The organism is Marseilla massiliensis, assembly GCF_016899955.1.
In the GTDB taxonomy this organism is placed as follows: domain Bacteria; phylum Bacteroidota; class Bacteroidia; order Bacteroidales; family Bacteroidaceae; genus Prevotella; species Prevotella intestinigallinarum.
Window position 1 is genome coordinate 128,177 of record NZ_JACJJL010000007.1, and the last position, 17,602, is coordinate 145,778.

Here is a 17,602-nt window from a genome sequence, read left to right on the forward strand (position 1 = left end):
ATAGAGATATGAATCAACATTTCAGATGTTTCTTGATGCTTGTTGCGTTTGTTTTCACGGTAGGTACGGCAGCCGGGCAGACGTCCAACTGGAAAGAGATGCATAAGGTTAAGCGCAAGGAGACCATCTTTGGCATTGCCCGTGACAACGGCATCACGGTAGAGGAACTTATGAACGCCAATCCCGACATGAAGCAGCCGGGTTACGAACTGAAGAAGGGCGACTACATATTCATACCTTATCCCAAGGATGGCGCTGCCGCTTCCGGGGGCAAGGCCCGCGTCGAGGCATCGCCGGCCGGCAGTGTCGACGACATGAGGCGGCGCGCGATAAGGGTCGGGGTGATGCTTCCGCTGCACAATGTCAATGGCGACGGGCGACGGATGGTTGAGTATTACCGCGGCGTACTGATGGCTTGCGACAGCTTGAAGCAGGGCGGTGTGTCGGTTGACATAAGGGCATGGAATGTCCCGGAAGACGCCGACATAAGGCAAACGCTCAAGGACAAGGATGCTGAAAAGTGTGACTTGATTATCGGCCCGTTGTATTCAACGCAGGTGAAGGCGCTTTCCGACTTTGCCTCGGAGCACGGGATAAAGGTGCTCATACCGTTTTCAATCAACGCCCCCGAGCTGAAGACCAATCCAAACCTGTTCCAGGTGTACCAGAACGCCACCGAATACAATGAAGCCGTGATAGCCCGCTTCCTCGAGAAGTTTGCCGGTTACCACGCAGTGTTCATCGATTGCAATGACACCACAAGCCAGAAGGGCATATTCACTTTCGGGCTCCGCAGGCGCATGGAGACCATGGGGCGCAACTACTCGATAACAAACCTGAAGTCGAGCGAGGCATTTTTCGCCAAGGCATTCAGCAAGACGATGCCTAACGTCGTTATCCTCAACACCGGACGCTCGCCGGAACTCAACATCGCCTTTGCCAAACTGAACAACTTCACGATGAATAACCCGGACATAAAAGTAACGATGTTCGGCTATACCGAATGGATGATGTACACCAAATACAACCTTGACAACTACTATAAGTACAATGTCCACATACCGGCAGCATTCTATACCAACCCGCTATCGGCCAGGACGGCCCGCATCGAGCTGAAGTACAGGTGGAATTTCCATGAAGACATGATGCAGGCGCTGCCCCGGTTCGCCATCACAGGCTTCGACCAAGCCTATTATTTCATAAAGGGCCTGCACCTGTATGGCGACAAGTTCACAGGCGCAAGGGGCATGGTGGGGTACACCCCGATACAGACACCACTGCACTTTGAGCGGGTGGGCAGCGGCGGATACCAGAACCGCAGCATCCTTTTCGTCCATTACACGCCCGGACACAGGATAGAGACCATTAACTTTTAACGCATCGGGCAATGTCAGGTTATAAGGAAAAAGCGATAGGCCGCACGGCCGTGATGGGCGCAGGCCATTGTCTGCGCAGGGCTTTTGTTGCCGTTGTGGCCCTTTTGTGCGTTCAGTCGGCCATTGCCCAGATAGGCGAGCACCGCAGCGAGCTTAGCGTTGGTGTCAACGGCGGCTACATGCTGAGCAACGTTGGCTTCAATCCCGACGTGCCGCAAGGCTTGCTCGGCGGCATCACCGGCGGCATCACAGTCCGTTATACGTGCGAGAAATATTTCAAGAGCGTGTGCGCCCTCGTCGGCGAGATAAACTTTGCGCAGGCCGGATGGAAGGAAGACATACTCACGGTTGACGACCAGCCCGTGATAAACCAGGTGACAGGGCTGCCCGAGGAATACCAGCGCACACTAACATACGTTCAGGTTCCGCTCTTCGCCAGGCTCGGATGGGGCCGCGAACGCAAAGGTTTCCAGTTTTATTTCCAGGTTGGGCCGCAGGTAGGTTTTTTCCTCAATGACAAGGCAAAGTCAAACTTCAACTTCGACGAGCGCAACCAGTCAGACCGTGTTGGGGCGCTCAGGGACGCCGTGCAGGATTCGCTTGACATACAGCGCAAGTTCGACTATGGCATTGCCGGGGGCCTTGGCATAGAGTATTCCCACCCAAAGGTGGGCCACTTCCTGCTCGAGGGGCGGTATTACTACGGCCTCGGCGACATCTTCGGCAACTCGAAGCGCGACTACTTCGGGCGCAGTAACAACGGAAGCATAATAATAAAGCTCACATACTTGTTTGACGTAATGCGAACTAAAAACTCTAAAATTAAATAGCAATGTTTGAAAATCAACCCAAAGGTCTTTACGCGTTGGCATTGGCCAACACAGGCGAGCGATTCGGATATTACACGATGCTTGCCATCTTCGTCCTGTTCTTGCAGGCTAATTTCGGTTTCTCGGCAGCCACAGCGGGCAACATCTATGGCGGTTTCCTCGCCTTGGTTTATTTCTTGCCTGTGCTTGGCGGCATACTTGCCGATAAGTTTGGTTTCGGGCGCATGGTCACACTGGGCATCGTGGTCATGTTCATTGGCTACTTGCTCATGGCCCTTCCGCTTGGCACCAACACCGTGGCGCTGATTGCCATGTTCACGGCATTGGTGCTGATAAGCCTCGGAACTGGCCTGTTCAAGGGCAACCTGCAGGTAATGGTAGGCAATCTCTACGACAACCCGGAGTATGAAAACCGCCGTGATGCGGCTTTCAGCATATTCTACATGGCCATAAACATCGGTGCCATGTTTGCCCCCAGCGCAGCCGTTTGGGTGATGGGCTGGGCACAGCGCACCTTTGGGGTGAGCGAGACCGACGCTTATCACTATGCTTTCGGTGTGGCTTGTGCGTCGCTTATAGTGTCGATGGCCATCTACTACGGCTTCCGCAGCACCTTCCGCCACACCGAGACAACATCGGCCCCGGCCAAGAACGCCGGCTCGGCAGGCGCAAAAGCCGACGACGCCCACCACGGAGTGAGCGACAAAGACCGCATCGTGGCTCTTTGCCTTGTGTTTGTCGTCGTGATATTCTTCTGGATGGCATTCCACCAGAACGGCCTTACGCTCACGTTCTTTGCCCGCGACTATGTCGTTACGAGTGTGAGCGGCATAGTCGGAATGGAGTTCAACGTGCTCAACCTCCTGCTCGTCATATTCATTGTCTACGCTTTGTTCGGGCTGTTCCAGTCGAAGACATCGCGCGGTAAAGGCATCTCTGCCGCAGTGATATTGCTCAGCATTGTCGGCTTGGTTTACCAATACAGCAGCCAGGCAGAGTCGGTTGCCGTGAGCGCCCCCATCTTCCAGCAGTTCAACCCCTGCTTCGTTGTTGCCCTGACACCTGTGTCGATGGCAATATTCGGGTGGCTGGCCAAGACAGGCCGCGAGCCTTCGGCTCCTCGCAAGATAGCCTACGGTATGCTTGTGGCCGGCGTAGCCTATGTGCTCATGTGCGTTGCTTCGTTCGGCCTGCCCACGCCCGAACAGATAACTGACCCGGCCATGGCTTCGGGCGACTACCGCGTTTCGCCCAACTGGCTTGTCAGCACCTACCTCATACTCACCTTTGGCGAGCTGCTGCTCAGCCCCATGGGCATATCGTTTGTGTCGAAGGTGGCCCCTGTCAAGTATAAGGGACTGATGATGGGCGGTTGGTTTGCAGCCACGGCAGTGGGCAACTACCTCACCAGCGTTGCTTCATGGCTCTGGGGCCTGCCCGTATGGATTGTGTGGGCCGTGCTCATAGTGTTGTGCCTGATGGCCGCACTGTTCATGTTCGCTATAATGAAGCGTCTCGAAAAGGTTTGCTAATCATGTCGTATTGCGGCGGAAGGGTGGCCGATAGGCTCCTTTCCGCCGCATTTTCTTACCCGTCTCTCCGCCCATGACTGTTGGTCTGCTCCTTGTTTCGTTACTCACTTTCGTCGAACTAAACTGCGAAAACCTTTTCGACTGCCGCCACGACAGCCTGAGGGCCGACACCGAATTCCTGCCCGAAGCACCGCGCCACTGGACTGCGTCGCGCTATTGGCGCAAGCTCGACAACATCGGGCGGGCCATACTCTCGTGCGGTGAAGACAGCACCGACTGCTACATACCCGACCTCGTTGCTCTATGCGAGGTGGAAAACGACACTGTATTGCGCGACCTGACCAAGCGTTCGCTGTTGCGCAACGCGCGCTACGGTTACGTAATGACCGACTCGCCCGACGATCGCGGCATCGACGTGGCTCTGCTCTACCATGAGTTTTCGTTTGCCCCAATCACCCATGCGTCGTTGCGGGTGGCCCCGGTGCGCGGGATGAGGCCCACGCGCGACATACTCTACGTTGCGGGCAGGGTTATCACCGACGACACTTTGCACATCTTTGTGGTGCATGCCCCGAGCCGCCGTGGCGGTGAGCGGGCCACGCGGAGGCACCGTCTGGCCGTTGCCGGGCGATTGTGCGAGGCCATCGACTCGGTGCGCACAGTGCAGCCGGGGGCGTCGATTATCGTGGCAGGCGACTTCAACGACTATGCCGCCGACAGCGCGCTGGCCTACATTGGGCGGCATGGCATGGTCAACGTCACCGCCAGGGCCCGCGGCAGCCATGGTGCAAAGGCCACATACAGGTATGATGGCAAGTGGGGGAGCCTTGACCATGTGTTCTTGAGTGGCAGCCTGATGCCTCGTTTTGAATGGAGCAGGGTCAACGACTTGCCGTTTCTTACCGAGCCCGACGCCACCTACGGTGGAGTGAAGCCCCGCCGCACTTACGTTGGCTACCGTTACCGCCGCGACGGATACAGCGACCACCTGCCGCTTGTGGTTCGTCTGCGCCTGCGATAGGGCAGGGCCGAGTCTGTCGTGGGTGGTTTACACCACCAATTCCTGAATATTGCCTTCCGTTTCTTGTTGCTGCACACCGCCATGCCTTCGGCTATGGAGTCAAGCAATCTGCATGGATATTATGCTCTGTCGCTTTTTGGCCAGATGGATATAAGGATAGGCTTGCCTGCCGGCAGTTGTTTCGTCACAGAAATTCCGACAGCGTTTCATACTCCTTTTTCCTGCATCCTCGTTGTTTCTTTGACTCTACACACAGCGCAGAGACGCCGCTCATGCATGCCACAGGCATGTATGCCGGTAGTCGAAACAGTCATTGCCCTGCCTTCAACGCTTTGGTGTAGACGGCGCATGTCGCTTCCGGTCTGCCCCAAATTGGCAGTTACAGTCTGATGTGATTTAGTTGTTATGCCGTGCAGATTGGCCGCTGCCTTTGCTGCAGGCGTAACGTGATAAGCACGCTGCAAAGTGGCCAGCAAGGTGCTGGAACATGACGAAAGCACATTGAAAGCCGGGAAAGGCAAACAATGCGCATCCCGTCTGTCTCATCACCGGTTTTGCATAAATGTTTACGATGCCATAACCCGTTGCCAAACCGGCCATATTGCATTGCAAAGCGGCCCGTATCAGCGCGCGGTTTGGCCCTTCTGGCCATGCCATACGGCAGGTTTTCAATCGCCGTGTGCCCCAGTTGGCTATGTGCCTGGTATTCAGCTGTTTGCCCGATTGGATGGCTTTCGTCGCATTCTTTTACAAAATGCTGTCGCCCCATTGCTTGCCGCGTGTACGAAAAAGCCGCATGCACCAGCACTTAAGCTGGCGTATGCGGCTTTGCATGTAGGTGTGAAAACCCACGCCTTTGGCTCTCCTTCCAGTCCTGCTTGTGCGTTGCAGGCCTCGGTCAGGTTATTCCGTTATGTTGGGCTCCTCAAGTCGGTAGCCGTATTTCTTGTCTACAATCTTGAGCACAAACCCTAATATCAGAGCTGCCACGCCGAGGCAGGCCAGCATTACCAGTGGCACTGTATAGTCGTAAGACATGGCAGCCTCTTCGGGTGATATCAATCCGTTTTTCAAGTCGGACACGAGTTGCGGGTTGGTCTGGTCGAGCACCTTTCCGATGAGCAGCGGGAAGAGCCACAGTCCGATGTTCTGAATCCAGAAAATCAGGGCATAGGCACTGCCGATGATCTTGGCGTCGACCAGCTTGGGCACGCTGGGCCACAGTGCGGCCGGCACCAGTGAGAAGCTGGCACCGAGCACGAGGATGGTGACGTAGGCCACGATGATGCCTCCGACGGCGTTGCCCTTGAACATGGGCAGGATGAAGGCGAACGTGAGGTGGCAGGCTATGAGCAGCAGCGAGCCCACCACGAGCATCGAGGCAGCCTTGCCCTTATGGTCGACATAGTTGCCCAGTATGGGGGTTATGCCCACGGCCAGCAGCGGGAATACTGCAAACACTGTCTCGGCGCTCTGCCTCATGTAGCCCATGTAGCAGAATATTACGAGCGCTACGACGGCCACCACTTGCATGACGCTCTTCATTGTCTTGCCCTTCGAGAAGTTGCTGGCAAACGCTGCGGCGGCCACGATGAGCATGATTACATACTGTATCACCGTCACCGTGTTGCCGGCCCAGAATGATTCGGGCGACAGCTTGGTGAATGTGAGGTTGCACTGAAGCATGTTGACGGCGTACTTCTGGAACGGGAAGATGGCCGAGTAGTAGAGCACACACAGCAATGCCACGAGCCAGAAGCCCCTGCTGCGCAGTATGTTGCCAATGTCGCTAATCTTGAACGGGTCGTCTTTTTCCTCTGCCTCGCCGGTCTGTGAGTCGAGTTTCTTGTCGAGGAAGAAGTAGACGATGAACATTATGAGGGCTATCATGAGCAGCACGACACCGAAAGCCACCGAGCGCGACACGTCGATAACGCCGCCCATCTTGGCAAACACCGGCGAGAATATCATGCAGGTGGCCACGCCCAGGCGTGCCAGTGCCATCTCCGAGCCCATGGCCAGTGCCATCTCGTGGCCCTTGAACCATTTCACGATGCCTCGCGAAACGGTGATGCCGGCCATCTCGACGCCGCATCCGAATATCATGAAGCCTATGGCCGCAAACTTGGCCGAGGCCGGCATGCCGAGGTAGAACGGCGATATGCCGAGCTCATCGAAGCCGGGTATGTAGTTGAGGTTTTCGTTGAACCATGTCTCCAGGCTGCTTCCCTGGAACATCTCTGTCACGGCATACCAGTTGATGGTGGCCCCGACCAGCATCACCGCGCCCGAGAGCACGGCTGTGAACCTTACTCCCATCTTGTCGAGTATGATTCCGGCAAAGATGAGGAAGAACACAAACACGTTGAGGAATGTCTCGGAGCCTTGCATGGTTCCGAAGGCGGTAGAGTCCCAACCCCTTGTCGACTGCATCAGGTCTTTGATAGGAGAGAGTATGTCCATGAAGATGTAGGAGCAGAACATGGCAAACGCCAGGAAGAACAATACCATCCATCTCATTCCGGCAGAGTCCCTCAGTGTCTTTTGAATCTTTTCTGTCATAATATGAATTGTTATTGGTTAAAGCCCTGTTTTGTTGGTTGGCGGCCGTCGGTGCGGTCGTTCTCCGCATGCGGCCCGCCGTTGTCCCGTTGTTGTGGTGGCTATGGCTCAGTCTTTCAGCCAGCGGTCGAGCCAGTTGAAGAATGTGCGCTGCCACAGTATTCCGTTCTGGGGCTTGAGCACCCAGTGGTTTTCGTCGGGGAATATGAGCAGCTCTGCCGGTATGCCCCGCATGCGGGCAGCGTTGAACGCTCCCATGCCTTGGTTGTAGTTGATGCGGTAGTCTTTCTCGCCGTGGATGCAGAGGATGGGCGTGTCCCACTTGTCGACAAACTTGTGGGGCGAGTTGTCGTATGTCTTCTTGGCCTCGGCCGAGAGCGGTTTGTTCCAGTAGGCGTCTTCATACTCCCAGTTGCTGAACCAAGCCTCCTCGGTGTCGGTGTACATCGACTCAAGGTTGAATGCCCCGTCGTGGGATATGAAGCACTTGAAGCGCTTGTTGTGGTGGCCGGCGAGATAGTAGACGCTGAAGCCTCCGAAGCTGGCACCGACGGCGCCGAGGCGGTCTTTGTCGACGAAGGGCAGGTTTTGGGCTGCGTCGTCGATGGCCGAGAGGTAGTCGTTCATGCACTGTCCGGTCCAGTCGCCGCTCACCTGCTCGTTCCATTCAGAGCCGAAGCCGGGCAGTCCGCGGCGGTTTGGGGCAACCACCACATATCCGTTGGCGGCCATTATCTGCATGTTCCAGCGGTAGCTCCAGAACTGGCTCACCGGGCTTTGGGGCCCGCCTTCGCAGAAGAGCAGTGTGGGGTATTTCTTGTTTGGGTCGAAATTGGCGGGCAGCACAATCCAGCAGAGCATGTTCTTGCCGTCGGTCGTCTTCACCCAGCGCTGCTGCACCTTGCCTGTGGCTATCTGGTCGAGTATGTGCTTGTTTTCAAATGTCACCTGCTCCACCTTGGTTTTCTTAGGCTCCTTGCCGGGGTTGACGATGAAAATGTCCGACGGCTCCGACATGCTCTGGCGTATTGCAAGCAGCTTCTTGCCGTCGTTGGCGGGCGACAGTGCCACGTAGTCGGCCCAGTCGTTGGTCACCTGGCGCACCTCGCCCTTGAGGTTGGTCTGGTAAACGTTGACGCAGCCGTGCCACACTCCGGTGAACGACAGTGTCTTCGAGTCGGAGTGCCAGCAGAAGGCGTCGACGTTTGAGTCGAAACTCTCGGTAACGTATGTCTTCTCTCCTGTGGCCCTGTTGTATACGCAGAGGCGGTTGCGGTCAGCCTCATACCCGTCGCGCGCCATGCTCTGCCATGCAATGTACTTGCCGTCGGGCGAGAACTGCGGGTTGGTGTCATATCCCAGGTTGTTCTTCAGGTTCTCCTCGCTGTTTACGGCCTGCCCTTTCATGGAGCGGGTCGGGTCGACGGCCACCGGCTTGTAGCCGGCCGGCTTGCACAGGTTGGTGGTTGTCTTTGTCTCGGTGTCGTAGAGATATATGTCGGAGTCGGTCGAGATGGCATACGCGAGCCCCGTTTTCTTGCGGCAGGTATATGCAATCAGCCTTGAGTCGGGGCTCCAGTTCAGTTGCTCGATGCCTCCGAACGGTGCCATGGGACATTCGTATGGCTCGCCTTTCATTATGTCTTCGCCCTCGGTTATGCCGTTGCCTGTCACATCGGCCACAAACGGGTGCTGTATGCTTTCTACGTAGTGGTCCCAGTGGCGGTACATCAGGTCGGTGGCAAGGCGGCCTGTGGCCAGTGGCAGGTCGTCGGGGTTCTTCTTTATTATGTCGTTGTATGGTATCGATTTTATCAGTATCACCTTCTTGCCGTCGGGCGAAAACTTGAACCCTTCGATGCTTCCTCCCGACTCAGACAGCTGCTTGCGCCCTGAGCCGTCGGCGTTCATGGCCCATATCTCGCCTTCGCTGATGTATGCGATGCGCTGCCCCTGTTCTATCCATGCGGGGTCGGTCTCGCTCGTGGCGGCCGTTGTCAGCTGCCTGTTGTTCTTCCCGTTGGCGTCGATGAGGCACAGCACCTGGTGACCTTTGTTCTCCTTGACGCTGTAATACCCCACCTGGTAGGCTATCTGCTTGCCGTCGGGCGAAGCCGTTGCCGTGGCTATCCGGCCCATGGCCCACAGTGCCTCCGGCGTCATCAGCTTGTTTTCTACGGTTATGTCGCTCTTGCCGATGTTGGTTGTCGGCGCCGTTTGTGCGTTGCCGGCTAAGGTTAGCAAAGCCGCCGCAGTCATTGCTGTCAATCTGTTCATTGTTATTGGAGTTTTGGTTATACCGCAAGGGCGCCCGCCAAGGGACGCCCTTGCATTTAGGTTATTATAATGTATGCCTTTATTTCTTGCGGGCCTGTTCGCGCATCCGCTTCATTTCTTCGGCCTGTCGCTGCATTTCCTCGAGTCGTGCGGCCAGCCCGCTGGTTTTCTTGGGGTTGTTCTGGTTTTCCTTGTAGCGCGCCTCGAGTATGGCAAGCAGCTTCTCGTCGTCGGTGGTCTTGCGCAGTATCCACATTATGGCGGCGCTGAAGAACAGCGAGATGAAGTAATAGAAGTTGAGCCCGGCAGAGTAATCGTTGAATATGAAGAAGAACATCACCGGCATGAGATACATCATCCACTGCATCATCTTCATCTGTTCGGCCTGCTGGCCCACCATCTGGTCGCGCTGCTGGCGCATGCTCATGATGGAGTAGAGCACGTTTGCCACGCAGAAGAGTATGCAGGTGAGGCTCAGGTGGTCGCCGATGAGCCAGATGTTCTTGTTCCACTCAATGATGGGGTCGTAGGTAGAGAGGTCGCTAATCCACAGGAAGCTCTCGCCGCGGAGCTGTATGGCGTTGGGCACGAAGTTGAACATGGCAATCCAGATAGGCATCTGTATGAGCATGGGCAGGCATCCGCTCAGCGGGCTCACGCCATACTTTGAGTACATTGCCATCATTGCCTGCTGCTTCATCATCTGGTCTTCGGGCTTGTCGTACTGCTTGGTGGCCTCTTCGAGCTTCGGTCTGAGCACGCGCATCTTGGCAGAGCTCATGTAGCTTTTCTTCACCATGGGGTATGTAATGACCTTCAGCAGCAGCGTGATGAGTATGAGCACAATGCCCATGTTGAGCCCAAGGCCTGTGAGCCAGTCGAAGACGTAGAGCGTAAACCACCGGTTGATGATGCGGAAGAGCGGCCATCCGAGGTAGACCAGCCTCTGCAGGTCGAGGTCTTTGCCCGATGTGCTCTCTTTCTCCACGCCTTGCAGCAGCCTGAAGTCGTTGGGCCCGATAAACATCTCGAGCTCGGTGGGCTTGGCCCCGGTGGGGTCGAAGAACGTCTTGAGCTTGGCGTTGTACAGCTTGAGGTATCCCGTGCCTTTCTCCTGCGGTATGCTTGTGAGCAGCGAGTTGGCCGCGAAGTCGTCTTTCGAGATGAGCACGGCGCTGAAGAACTGGTTCTTGAAGGCCACCCAGTCGAGCTTTTCCTCAATCTTCTCGTCTTCCTTGGCCGATGTTTCGCTCAGGTAGTCGGTGCCTCCGTCCTTTTCCTTGTATGTAAGGGTGGCATACCTGTTCTCAAAGGTGAAGCCTTTTTCCTGCTGTCGGCATTTGTCGCTCCACTCAATGTCCATCTCCTTGTAGTTTGGTGCGAACAGTCCGCTGAGTCCCTTGGCCTGCACCGACATGCGCAGCATGTAGTCCTTGCCCAGCTTGTAGTCCAGTATGATGGCACCGCCGTTGCCGGCGTCGGCCGTCATGGTGACTGTAGAGTCGGTCACGTTTGACGGAGTGAAATACAGGTCTTGCGTGATTATGTTTGTCGTCTTGCCGGCGAGCATGAAGTTCAGGCTTTGTTCGTTGCCGTCGAACAGCGTCACGTCTTTGTCGCCGTTGCGGTCTTTGAATCCCAGTATGCGCGCTTTTTTCACCACTCCGCCCTTGGTGTCGAGAGTCAGCTCCACGCTGCTGTTCTTCAGCACCACCTGTTGGCTTTTGCCGTTCAGTGCAGAGTAGAACAGAGCGGTGGTGTCGTTCTTCGCCCTTTCGGCAGCTTTGGCTTTCCGGTTGGCTTCCGCCATCTTTTGTTCCTTCTCAGCCTGCTGCTTGATGGCGTTGGCTATGGAGTCTTGTTGGCGTTGCATGGCTATCTGCTCTTCCGACGGCTGCACGTACCATCCGTAGCCGAAGATGAGCAGGGCCATGAGAATCAGGCCAATAGTCGTGTTCTTGTTCATTTCGTTTGCTGTGTTTGTCTTTTGTTGGCTGTGGCGGTTTTATTTCTTGTTGTCTATCGCTGTCCTTACAAAGTCGAGGAAAAGCGGGTGCGGCTTGAGCACCGTGCTTTGGTATTCCGGGTGGAACTGTGTGCCTATGTACCACTTCAGGCCCGGTATCTCTACTATTTCAATGAGCCCGCTCTCGGGGTTTCGCCCCGTGCACATCATGCCGTGCCTCTCGTATTCGGCCTGGTAGGTGCTGTTGAACTCGTAGCGGTGGCGGTGGCGCTCCTGTATGTGCTCCTGCTTGTATATGTCTAGCACCCTCGACCCTTGCTTGAGCACACACTCATAGGCCCCGAGCCTCATGGTGCCTCCGAGGTTTGTTATGTCCTTTTGCTCCTCCATTATGTCTATCACGTTGTGTTCGGTCTTCTCGTCCATCTCTCGGCTGTTGGCGTCGGCATAGCCGAGCACGTTGCGTGCAAACTCGATGACCATCATCTGCATGCCCAGGCAGATGCCGAATGTGGGTATGTTGTGCGTGCGGGTGTAGTGGGCAGCCACTATCTTGCCCTCTATGCCGCGCTGGCCGAATCCCGGGCAGATGACGATGCCGTCTTGTCCGGCTAGCTTTTCGGCCACGTTGTCTTCGGTGATTTTCTCGGAGTTGATGAACGTGAGCACTGTCTTGTGGTCGTTGTAGGTGCCGGCCTGCGACAGGCTCTCGCGTATGCTCTTGTAGGCGTCCTGCAAGTCGTACTTGCCCACGAGCCCGATGTGCACCTCTTCGGTGGCGTTCTTGCGGCGCTCAAGGAAGTTTCGCCACGGGCCGAGCGTCGGTTTCTCGCCTATCTCCATGCCGAGCTTGCGCAGTATGGCCGAGTCGAGCCCTTGGTTGAGCATGTTCACCGGCACCTCGTATATCGAAGGCAGGTCTTCGCTCTGCACCACGCAGTCGAAATCAACGTTGCAGAAGGCGGCAACTTTCTTCAGTATGGCGTCGCCCAGGTGCTTTTCCGTGCGTAGCACGAGCACGTCGGGCTGTATGCCCACGCTCTGCAGCTCTTTCACAGAGTGCTGTGTGGGCTTGGTCTTCAGCTCTCCGGCTGCCTTGAGGTAGGGAACATAGGTGAGGTGGACGCACACGGCGTTCTTGCCCATCTCCCATTTCATCTGCCTGATGGCCTCGAGGAAGGGCATGCTCTCTATGTCGCCGATGGTTCCGCCAATCTCGGTGATGACAAAGTCGTAGTGTTGCTTCTCGCCGAGTAGCTTCACGTTGCGCTTTATCTCGTTGGTGATGTGGGGCACCACCTGTATTGTCTTGCCAAGGTAGTCGCCGCGGCGCTCTTTGTCTATCACCGACTTGTATATCCTTCCTGTCGTGAGCGAGTTGGCCTTTGTGGTCTTTATGCCTGTGAAACGCTCGTAGTGGCCCAGGTCGAGGTCTGTCTCCATGCCGTCCACCGTCACATAGCACTCGCCGTGCTCATAGGGATTGAGCGTGCCCGGGTCGATGTTGATGTATGGGTCGAACTTTTGGATTGTGATGTTGTAGCCTCTTGCTTGAAGCAACTTGCCGATTGATGACGATATGATGCCCTTGCCGAGCGACGAAACCACACCGCCAGTGACGAAGATGTATTTTGTTTCTGCCACGATGATATGTATTTTATGATTTAACTTCTGTCTCGTTGAGTGTTGTATATAATAAACAACGTGCAAAATTACTAAAAAAAACGGATACGGCAAAGAATAGTCTGATAATTAACGGCTATGGCGTTGCTGATTGTGCTTTTTTGCATCGTGGCTTTCCGTTTCTCGTTTTTAATGCCTATCTTTGCATAAGATAAGCTGCACTCGGGCAATTGTGAGCAAGCTCACTTGCCTCTCGCTTGCATTATCTTTGCATAAGATAAGTTGCACTCGGGCAATTGTGAGCAAGCTCACTTGCCTCTCGCTTGCATTATCTTTGCATAAGATAAGCTGCACTCGGGCAATTGTGAGCGAGCTCCCTTGCCTCTCGCTTGCATTATCTTTGCATAAGATAAGCTGTGCTCGGGAAATTGTGAGCTGGCTCACTTGCCACTCGCTTGCATAATCCTTGGATAAGGTAAAGGCATGGGGGTGCATGCAAGCCAAGGCTTTCGGGCATCCTGCTGCGGCATGGTTGCTTTGGTTGCCAGTGGCCGTGTACGTACGGTTGCCGGCTGCGGTGCATCCGTGGGCCGGACGGCATATTCACTATGGGGGCGTAAGGCAGGTTGTGTTCTGGAATGTCCGCGAGTAATATTTGTTTACAAGGTTGGATGGCTTTCTGTGGCGGTGGCGTGGCTGTGCAAGATGGCCTGCACTGTTGTGCGGAATGGGCCGTTTGGCATTGGAAAACAGGCCGTTTTGCCGACTTGTTCGGCAGGTTTTGCAAGTGACTGGATGCCAGGGTGATACGCTTGTCGGGTGGGGTTTGAATTTGTTTTACAGTGCCGGCGGGCGTAAACGTGGCCTTTTGGCCCGTCCGATGGCGGCGAGCAATTAAATAAAGATAATGTCGATGAAGATAAGATACGCAGTGTTGATTGTGGCCCTTTTGCTTGGGGTGGAACATATTTCGGCTCAACGGGGCCACAACCGCCACAAGTTGGCCGACACGGTCAATGTGGTCAAGGCCTACATGGACTCGTTGCGCCTGTGCAGGCAGAGGCTCGACTCGGCGGCGGCGCGTGCCGGAGCCGGTGCCGACCACTCTGACGACGGGCGTTTCTACCGCCTCTTCGTGCCGCTGACGTTTTACCACTCGGCTGCCGACAAGGCCCTCGGGGCCGACTCATGCGGCAGTGCCGACGACCCGATGGCCGATGCCGTCGACGACGCTTTGCTCAGGGTGTACCTTGGGCGGCCCGACCTGGTGCGCAACACTGAGACCGCGCTCAGGCAGGCCGGCACGCTCAGGAATGACATCCTGGGCGAACCGATGAAGCAAGACCTCGACCTGGTGGAGCGGGTTGAGACCGTGCCCGATGTCGATGCGCTCGCCCCGGCGGTTGTGATGGTCAAGAAGCCCAATTTCTGGACGTTCGGTGGCGACAGCTATGTGCAGCTGCTGCAGAACTATGTGTCGGATAACTGGTACAAGGGGGGCGAGAGCAACTATTCGATGGTGGGCAACCTGACGCTCACGGCCAACTACAACAACAAGAGCCGGGTGAAGTTTGAGAACAAGCTCGAGATGAAGCTGGGGTTCCAGACCTCGCGCGACGACACGCTGCATAAGTTCAAGACAAACAACGACCTGTTGCGATACACCGGCAAGCTGGGCCTGCAGGCAAAGAACAATTGGTATTACACCATACAGCTGCTGGCATACACGCAGTTTACAAAGGGCCTGAAGAGCAACGACAAGAAGGTTTACTCTGATTTCATGTCGCCTTTCAACCTCAATGTCGGCCTTGGTATGGACTATGCTGTCTCTACAAAGAACAAGCGCCTTACGGGCAGCGTCAACCTCTCTGCGCTGGCTTTCAACTTCCTGTTCGTAGGTCGTAAGAACCTCGGGGGCGACTATGGGGTGGTGGGCGACCACCATACCAAGGAGGACTTCGGTTCGCAGGTCACCGTCGACCTTACCTGGACCATCACCGACCAGATAAAGTGGAAGTCGAGGTTCTATGCCTACACCACTTACGAGCGGTTGCAGATGGAGTGGGAGAATACCATTACGCTGAACATAAGCAAGTACATCAGCACCAACATTTTCCTCTACCCGCGCTTCGACGACGGCGGCAACTATGACGAAAACCTTGGCTACTGGCAGTTTAAGGAATATTGTTCGCTGGGATTCTCTTATGATTTCTGACGGTTTCCAGATGCATTCGGCCATGCCAAGGGGCGCTCGTGCCAAGGCTTTTGCTGCCACTTGGCTTAATCTGGTCTTTGCAATGTGGTTGTGGCAGCGGTGGCTTGCCTGTGCCGCGGCTTGGGTGGTGAAACGATTATGCGCCTGCTTGCTATTGCCATAGGCAGAGCATGCAGGCGCATAACTTGTAGTCTTGTTGTCGTCTGGTTGCCGGTTTGTTATTTGGCGGCCTCCATGTCGCCTTCTATGTATAGCCTGGTCATCTCGACGGCACCGTTGGTTCTGATGGTTATCGACTTCTTGAAGTGGCCGGGAAACTTGCCCGTTCCGTTGTAGGTCACCTTAATCTTGCCCTTCTGGCCTGGCTGCACAGGAGCTTTTGTGTACTCCGGCACTGCGCAACCGCAGCTTGCCACGGCTTGGTTTATTATCAGCGGGGCCTCGCCTACGTTGGTATATGTAAATTCACATGTCACTTTCGGCGACGACTCAGAGAACTTGCCGAAGTTGTGGGTTGTCTTGTCGAACTTTATTTCAGCTTGTTTCTTGCCGTTTTCAGACTGCGCAATGGCCGCCGTGAGGCAGCAAACCATCAGGATTGACAATAGGATAATTTTCTTCATACTGCTGTTCTTTTGTTTAACGAGGGCAAAATTACCCCTTTTTCGCTATTGTTGTATGGCTTACATGCTTTATTTTTTATAAATTAACACTGCCGCCCCTGAGTGGCGAGTTTATGCGGTGCCGCCGGCGGGTGTTGGCGGGCAGTGCCTCAAGTGGCGTGTTTCAGTCGTCGCCGAGCAGTTTGTAGTACTCGGTGGCGCCGAGCAGGAAGCAGCCAACGCCGAAGTCTTCGAAGTCGGACACCTTGTCGTATGTCACCGGCTGCCCTGCCGAGGGGTCTTTGCCGGTGCCCTGCACGTAGCCCAGGAAGCCGTCGCGGTGCAGTGCCTCGGTGGCGATGGCCTTCCAAGCCTTGTCGGCCACGGGGCGGAACTGGCTCTCCTTCAGGTAGCCCTTGCGCAGCCCCCAGCTGATGCCGTAGAGGAAGAGGGCCGTGCCGCTGGTTTCCTTGCCGCCGTATGTTGCCGGCGAGACAAGGCTCACGTTCCAGAAACCGTCTTCCCGCTGGCATTTCGCCAACGCGTCACACATGGCCGTGAAGTCTTTCTTCAGCTCCTTGTAAACCTTTCCGCGCGGTTTCATCTGGTCCATTGTCCTTACCAGGGCCGCCAGCACCCATCCGTTGCCGCGCGACCAGTAGCACTGCTTGCCGTCTTTCTCCTTGTATGGCGGCACATAGTCGGCGTCGCGCCACCACAAGCCGTCGGCTTCGTTGAACAGTCCGCCGCCACATTCGTTGCGGCTCCAGTGGTACATGTCCATCGCGTGGTCTATGTAGGCCTTGTCGCCCGTAATCTTATACATCTGCGCATACACCGGCATGGCCATCTGTATGGCGTCTATCCATGTCCAGTAGCCCAGCTTCGTCTCAGCCATCTGCCCCCTGATGTTTTCCATAGTGGGGCGCATCATGGCCGAGTCGCCCGTCATCACGAATCGGTCGAGATAGGTTTGCGAGCAGCATTGGTTGTCGGCGTCGCGTGTAGACGTGCCGTCGCGCGGTGTCCATTTGTGGAAGGCGGCCCACCGGTCGGTATAGTCGATGTACTCGTTCTTCGGGTCTATGCCGTAGAGGGCCATCAGTCCTTCATAGTAGACGGCCCTTGTCCACAGGCTGCTCGGGCGTATCTTCTTTACGTTGGTAGGTTCGGTGGGGTCGGCATACTTTGCCATGAAGTAGTCGTTGGCATTGCGTGCTGCGTCGAGCACCTCTGCCTGGGTGGCCGTTTGTGCCACGGCGGGCAAGGCTATCGCCACTGCCGCCACGAAAGTCAGGATTTTATTCATATATGCTTCCGGTTGAATATTGATGTCGCAAAGTTAAGAAAAATAAGTTGAAAGGCTGTCTTTTTTGGCCGTTTTGCTGGCCGGAAGCCATAAAAATGGGGCAAATGGTGCCTCCGGTCGTACCTTGTGGCCTACAGGCAGCCACAAATGCCGCCATCCGCCCGTGCCCCACCGCCCGGCCGGGCTTGGCTTGCGGCGTGGCGTGGCCGCATGCGGGGCGGTGTGCGTGCGCCCTTGGCAAGTCATCATTTATCGTCGGTTTTTACATGAAAAGTTTGCTCGTTCACTG

General features: G+C 55.7%; 11 protein-coding genes. 5 read left to right on the top strand and 6 right to left on the bottom strand.

The window, feature by feature from the left end; genetic code table 11:
- Positions 1–8 precede the first annotated feature (8 nt).
- The 4 genes from H6B30_RS05820 to H6B30_RS05835 all read left to right on the top strand — a co-directional run bounded on the left by H6B30_RS05820 (position 9) and on the right by H6B30_RS05835 (position 4,759).
- Positions 9–1,376 (top strand): PBP1 and LysM peptidoglycan-binding domain-containing protein, encoded by a 1,368-nt coding sequence (locus tag H6B30_RS05820; RefSeq protein WP_205108825.1) that lies wholly within the window; start codon positions 9–11, stop codon positions 1,374–1,376.
- A 53-nt stretch (positions 1,377–1,429) separates the two neighbouring features.
- Positions 1,430–2,206 (top strand): porin family protein, encoded by a 777-nt coding sequence (locus H6B30_RS05825; protein ID WP_205108879.1) that lies wholly within the window; start codon positions 1,430–1,432, stop codon positions 2,204–2,206.
- A 2-nt stretch (positions 2,207–2,208) separates the two neighbouring features.
- A complete protein-coding gene (locus H6B30_RS05830; protein ID WP_205108827.1) occupies positions 2,209–3,738 on the top strand; it encodes a peptide MFS transporter in 1,530 nt (509 codons plus the stop codon).
- 73 nt (positions 3,739–3,811) lie between these two features.
- Positions 3,812–4,759 carry an endonuclease/exonuclease/phosphatase family protein gene (locus H6B30_RS05835; protein ID WP_205108829.1) on the top strand — a complete coding sequence of 316 codons (948 nt, stop codon included), beginning with the start codon at positions 3,812–3,814 and terminating at the stop codon, positions 4,757–4,759.
- A gap of 903 nt (positions 4,760–5,662) precedes the next feature.
- On the opposite strand, the gene H6B30_RS05840 is transcribed toward H6B30_RS05835, so the two are convergent.
- From H6B30_RS05840 to pyrG, 4 genes are all read right to left on the bottom strand, one after another.
- A complete protein-coding gene (locus tag H6B30_RS05840) occupies positions 5,663–7,321 on the bottom strand; it encodes an MFS transporter (protein WP_205108831.1) in 1,659 nt (552 codons plus the stop codon).
- A gap of 108 nt (positions 7,322–7,429) precedes the next feature.
- Positions 7,430–9,598, bottom strand: coding sequence for a dipeptidyl-peptidase Dpp5 (dpp5, locus tag H6B30_RS05845; RefSeq protein ID WP_205108833.1), 2,169 nt, complete (start codon positions 9,596–9,598; stop codon positions 7,430–7,432).
- A 79-nt stretch (positions 9,599–9,677) separates the two neighbouring features.
- Positions 9,678–11,564: a membrane protein insertase YidC gene (yidC, locus tag H6B30_RS05850; protein ID WP_205108835.1), complete on the bottom strand. Its 1,887-nt coding sequence runs from the start codon at positions 11,562–11,564 to the stop codon at positions 9,678–9,680.
- A gap of 39 nt (positions 11,565–11,603) precedes the next feature.
- Positions 11,604–13,208, bottom strand: a complete 1,605-nt coding sequence (gene pyrG / locus H6B30_RS05855; RefSeq protein ID WP_205108837.1) for a CTP synthase — start codon at positions 13,206–13,208, stop codon at positions 11,604–11,606.
- An 892-nt stretch (positions 13,209–14,100) separates the two neighbouring features.
- On the opposite strand from pyrG, the gene H6B30_RS05860 reads away from it, so the two are divergent.
- Positions 14,101–15,402 (top strand): DUF3078 domain-containing protein, encoded by a 1,302-nt coding sequence (locus H6B30_RS05860; protein ID WP_205108839.1) that lies wholly within the window; start codon positions 14,101–14,103, stop codon positions 15,400–15,402.
- 218 nt (positions 15,403–15,620) lie between these two features.
- Here the strand turns inward: H6B30_RS05860 and H6B30_RS05865 are convergent, their stop codons facing one another.
- Together H6B30_RS05865 and H6B30_RS05870 are read right to left on the bottom strand one after the other, a co-directional pair.
- Entirely contained in the window at positions 15,621–16,025 is a 405-nt protein-coding gene (locus tag H6B30_RS05865) for a DUF1573 domain-containing protein (RefSeq protein ID WP_205108841.1), read from the bottom strand.
- 163 nt (positions 16,026–16,188) lie between these two features.
- Positions 16,189–17,313, bottom strand: a complete 1,125-nt coding sequence (locus H6B30_RS05870) for a glycoside hydrolase family 88/105 protein (RefSeq protein ID WP_205108843.1) — start codon at positions 17,311–17,313, stop codon at positions 16,189–16,191.
- Positions 17,314–17,602 lie beyond the last annotated feature (289 nt).

What these genes read in the sequence shown, in the direction of transcription:
- H6B30_RS05820 (WP_205108825.1), top strand. Translation starts at nt 9, where the DNA reads ATGAATCAACATTTCAGATGTTTCTTGATGCTTGTTGCGTTTGTTTTC.
- H6B30_RS05825 (WP_205108879.1), top strand. Translation starts at nt 1,430, where the DNA reads ATGGGCGCAGGCCATTGTCTGCGCAGGGCTTTTGTTGCCGTTGTGGCC.
- H6B30_RS05830 (WP_205108827.1), top strand. Translation starts at nt 2,209, where the DNA reads ATGTTTGAAAATCAACCCAAAGGTCTTTACGCGTTGGCATTGGCCAAC.
- H6B30_RS05835 (WP_205108829.1), top strand. Translation starts at nt 3,812, where the DNA reads ATGACTGTTGGTCTGCTCCTTGTTTCGTTACTCACTTTCGTCGAACTA.
- H6B30_RS05840 (WP_205108831.1), bottom strand. Translation starts at nt 7,321, where the DNA reads ATGACAGAAAAGATTCAAAAGACACTGAGGGACTCTGCCGGAATGAGA.
- dpp5 (WP_205108833.1), bottom strand. Translation starts at nt 9,598, where the DNA reads ATGAACAGATTGACAGCAATGACTGCGGCGGCTTTGCTAACCTTAGCC.
- yidC (WP_205108835.1), bottom strand. Translation starts at nt 11,564, where the DNA reads ATGAACAAGAACACGACTATTGGCCTGATTCTCATGGCCCTGCTCATC.
- H6B30_RS05860 (WP_205108839.1), top strand. Translation starts at nt 14,101, where the DNA reads ATGAAGATAAGATACGCAGTGTTGATTGTGGCCCTTTTGCTTGGGGTG.
- H6B30_RS05865 (WP_205108841.1), bottom strand. Translation starts at nt 16,025, where the DNA reads ATGAAGAAAATTATCCTATTGTCAATCCTGATGGTTTGCTGCCTCACG.
- H6B30_RS05870 (WP_205108843.1), bottom strand. Translation starts at nt 17,313, where the DNA reads ATGAATAAAATCCTGACTTTCGTGGCGGCAGTGGCGATAGCCTTGCCC.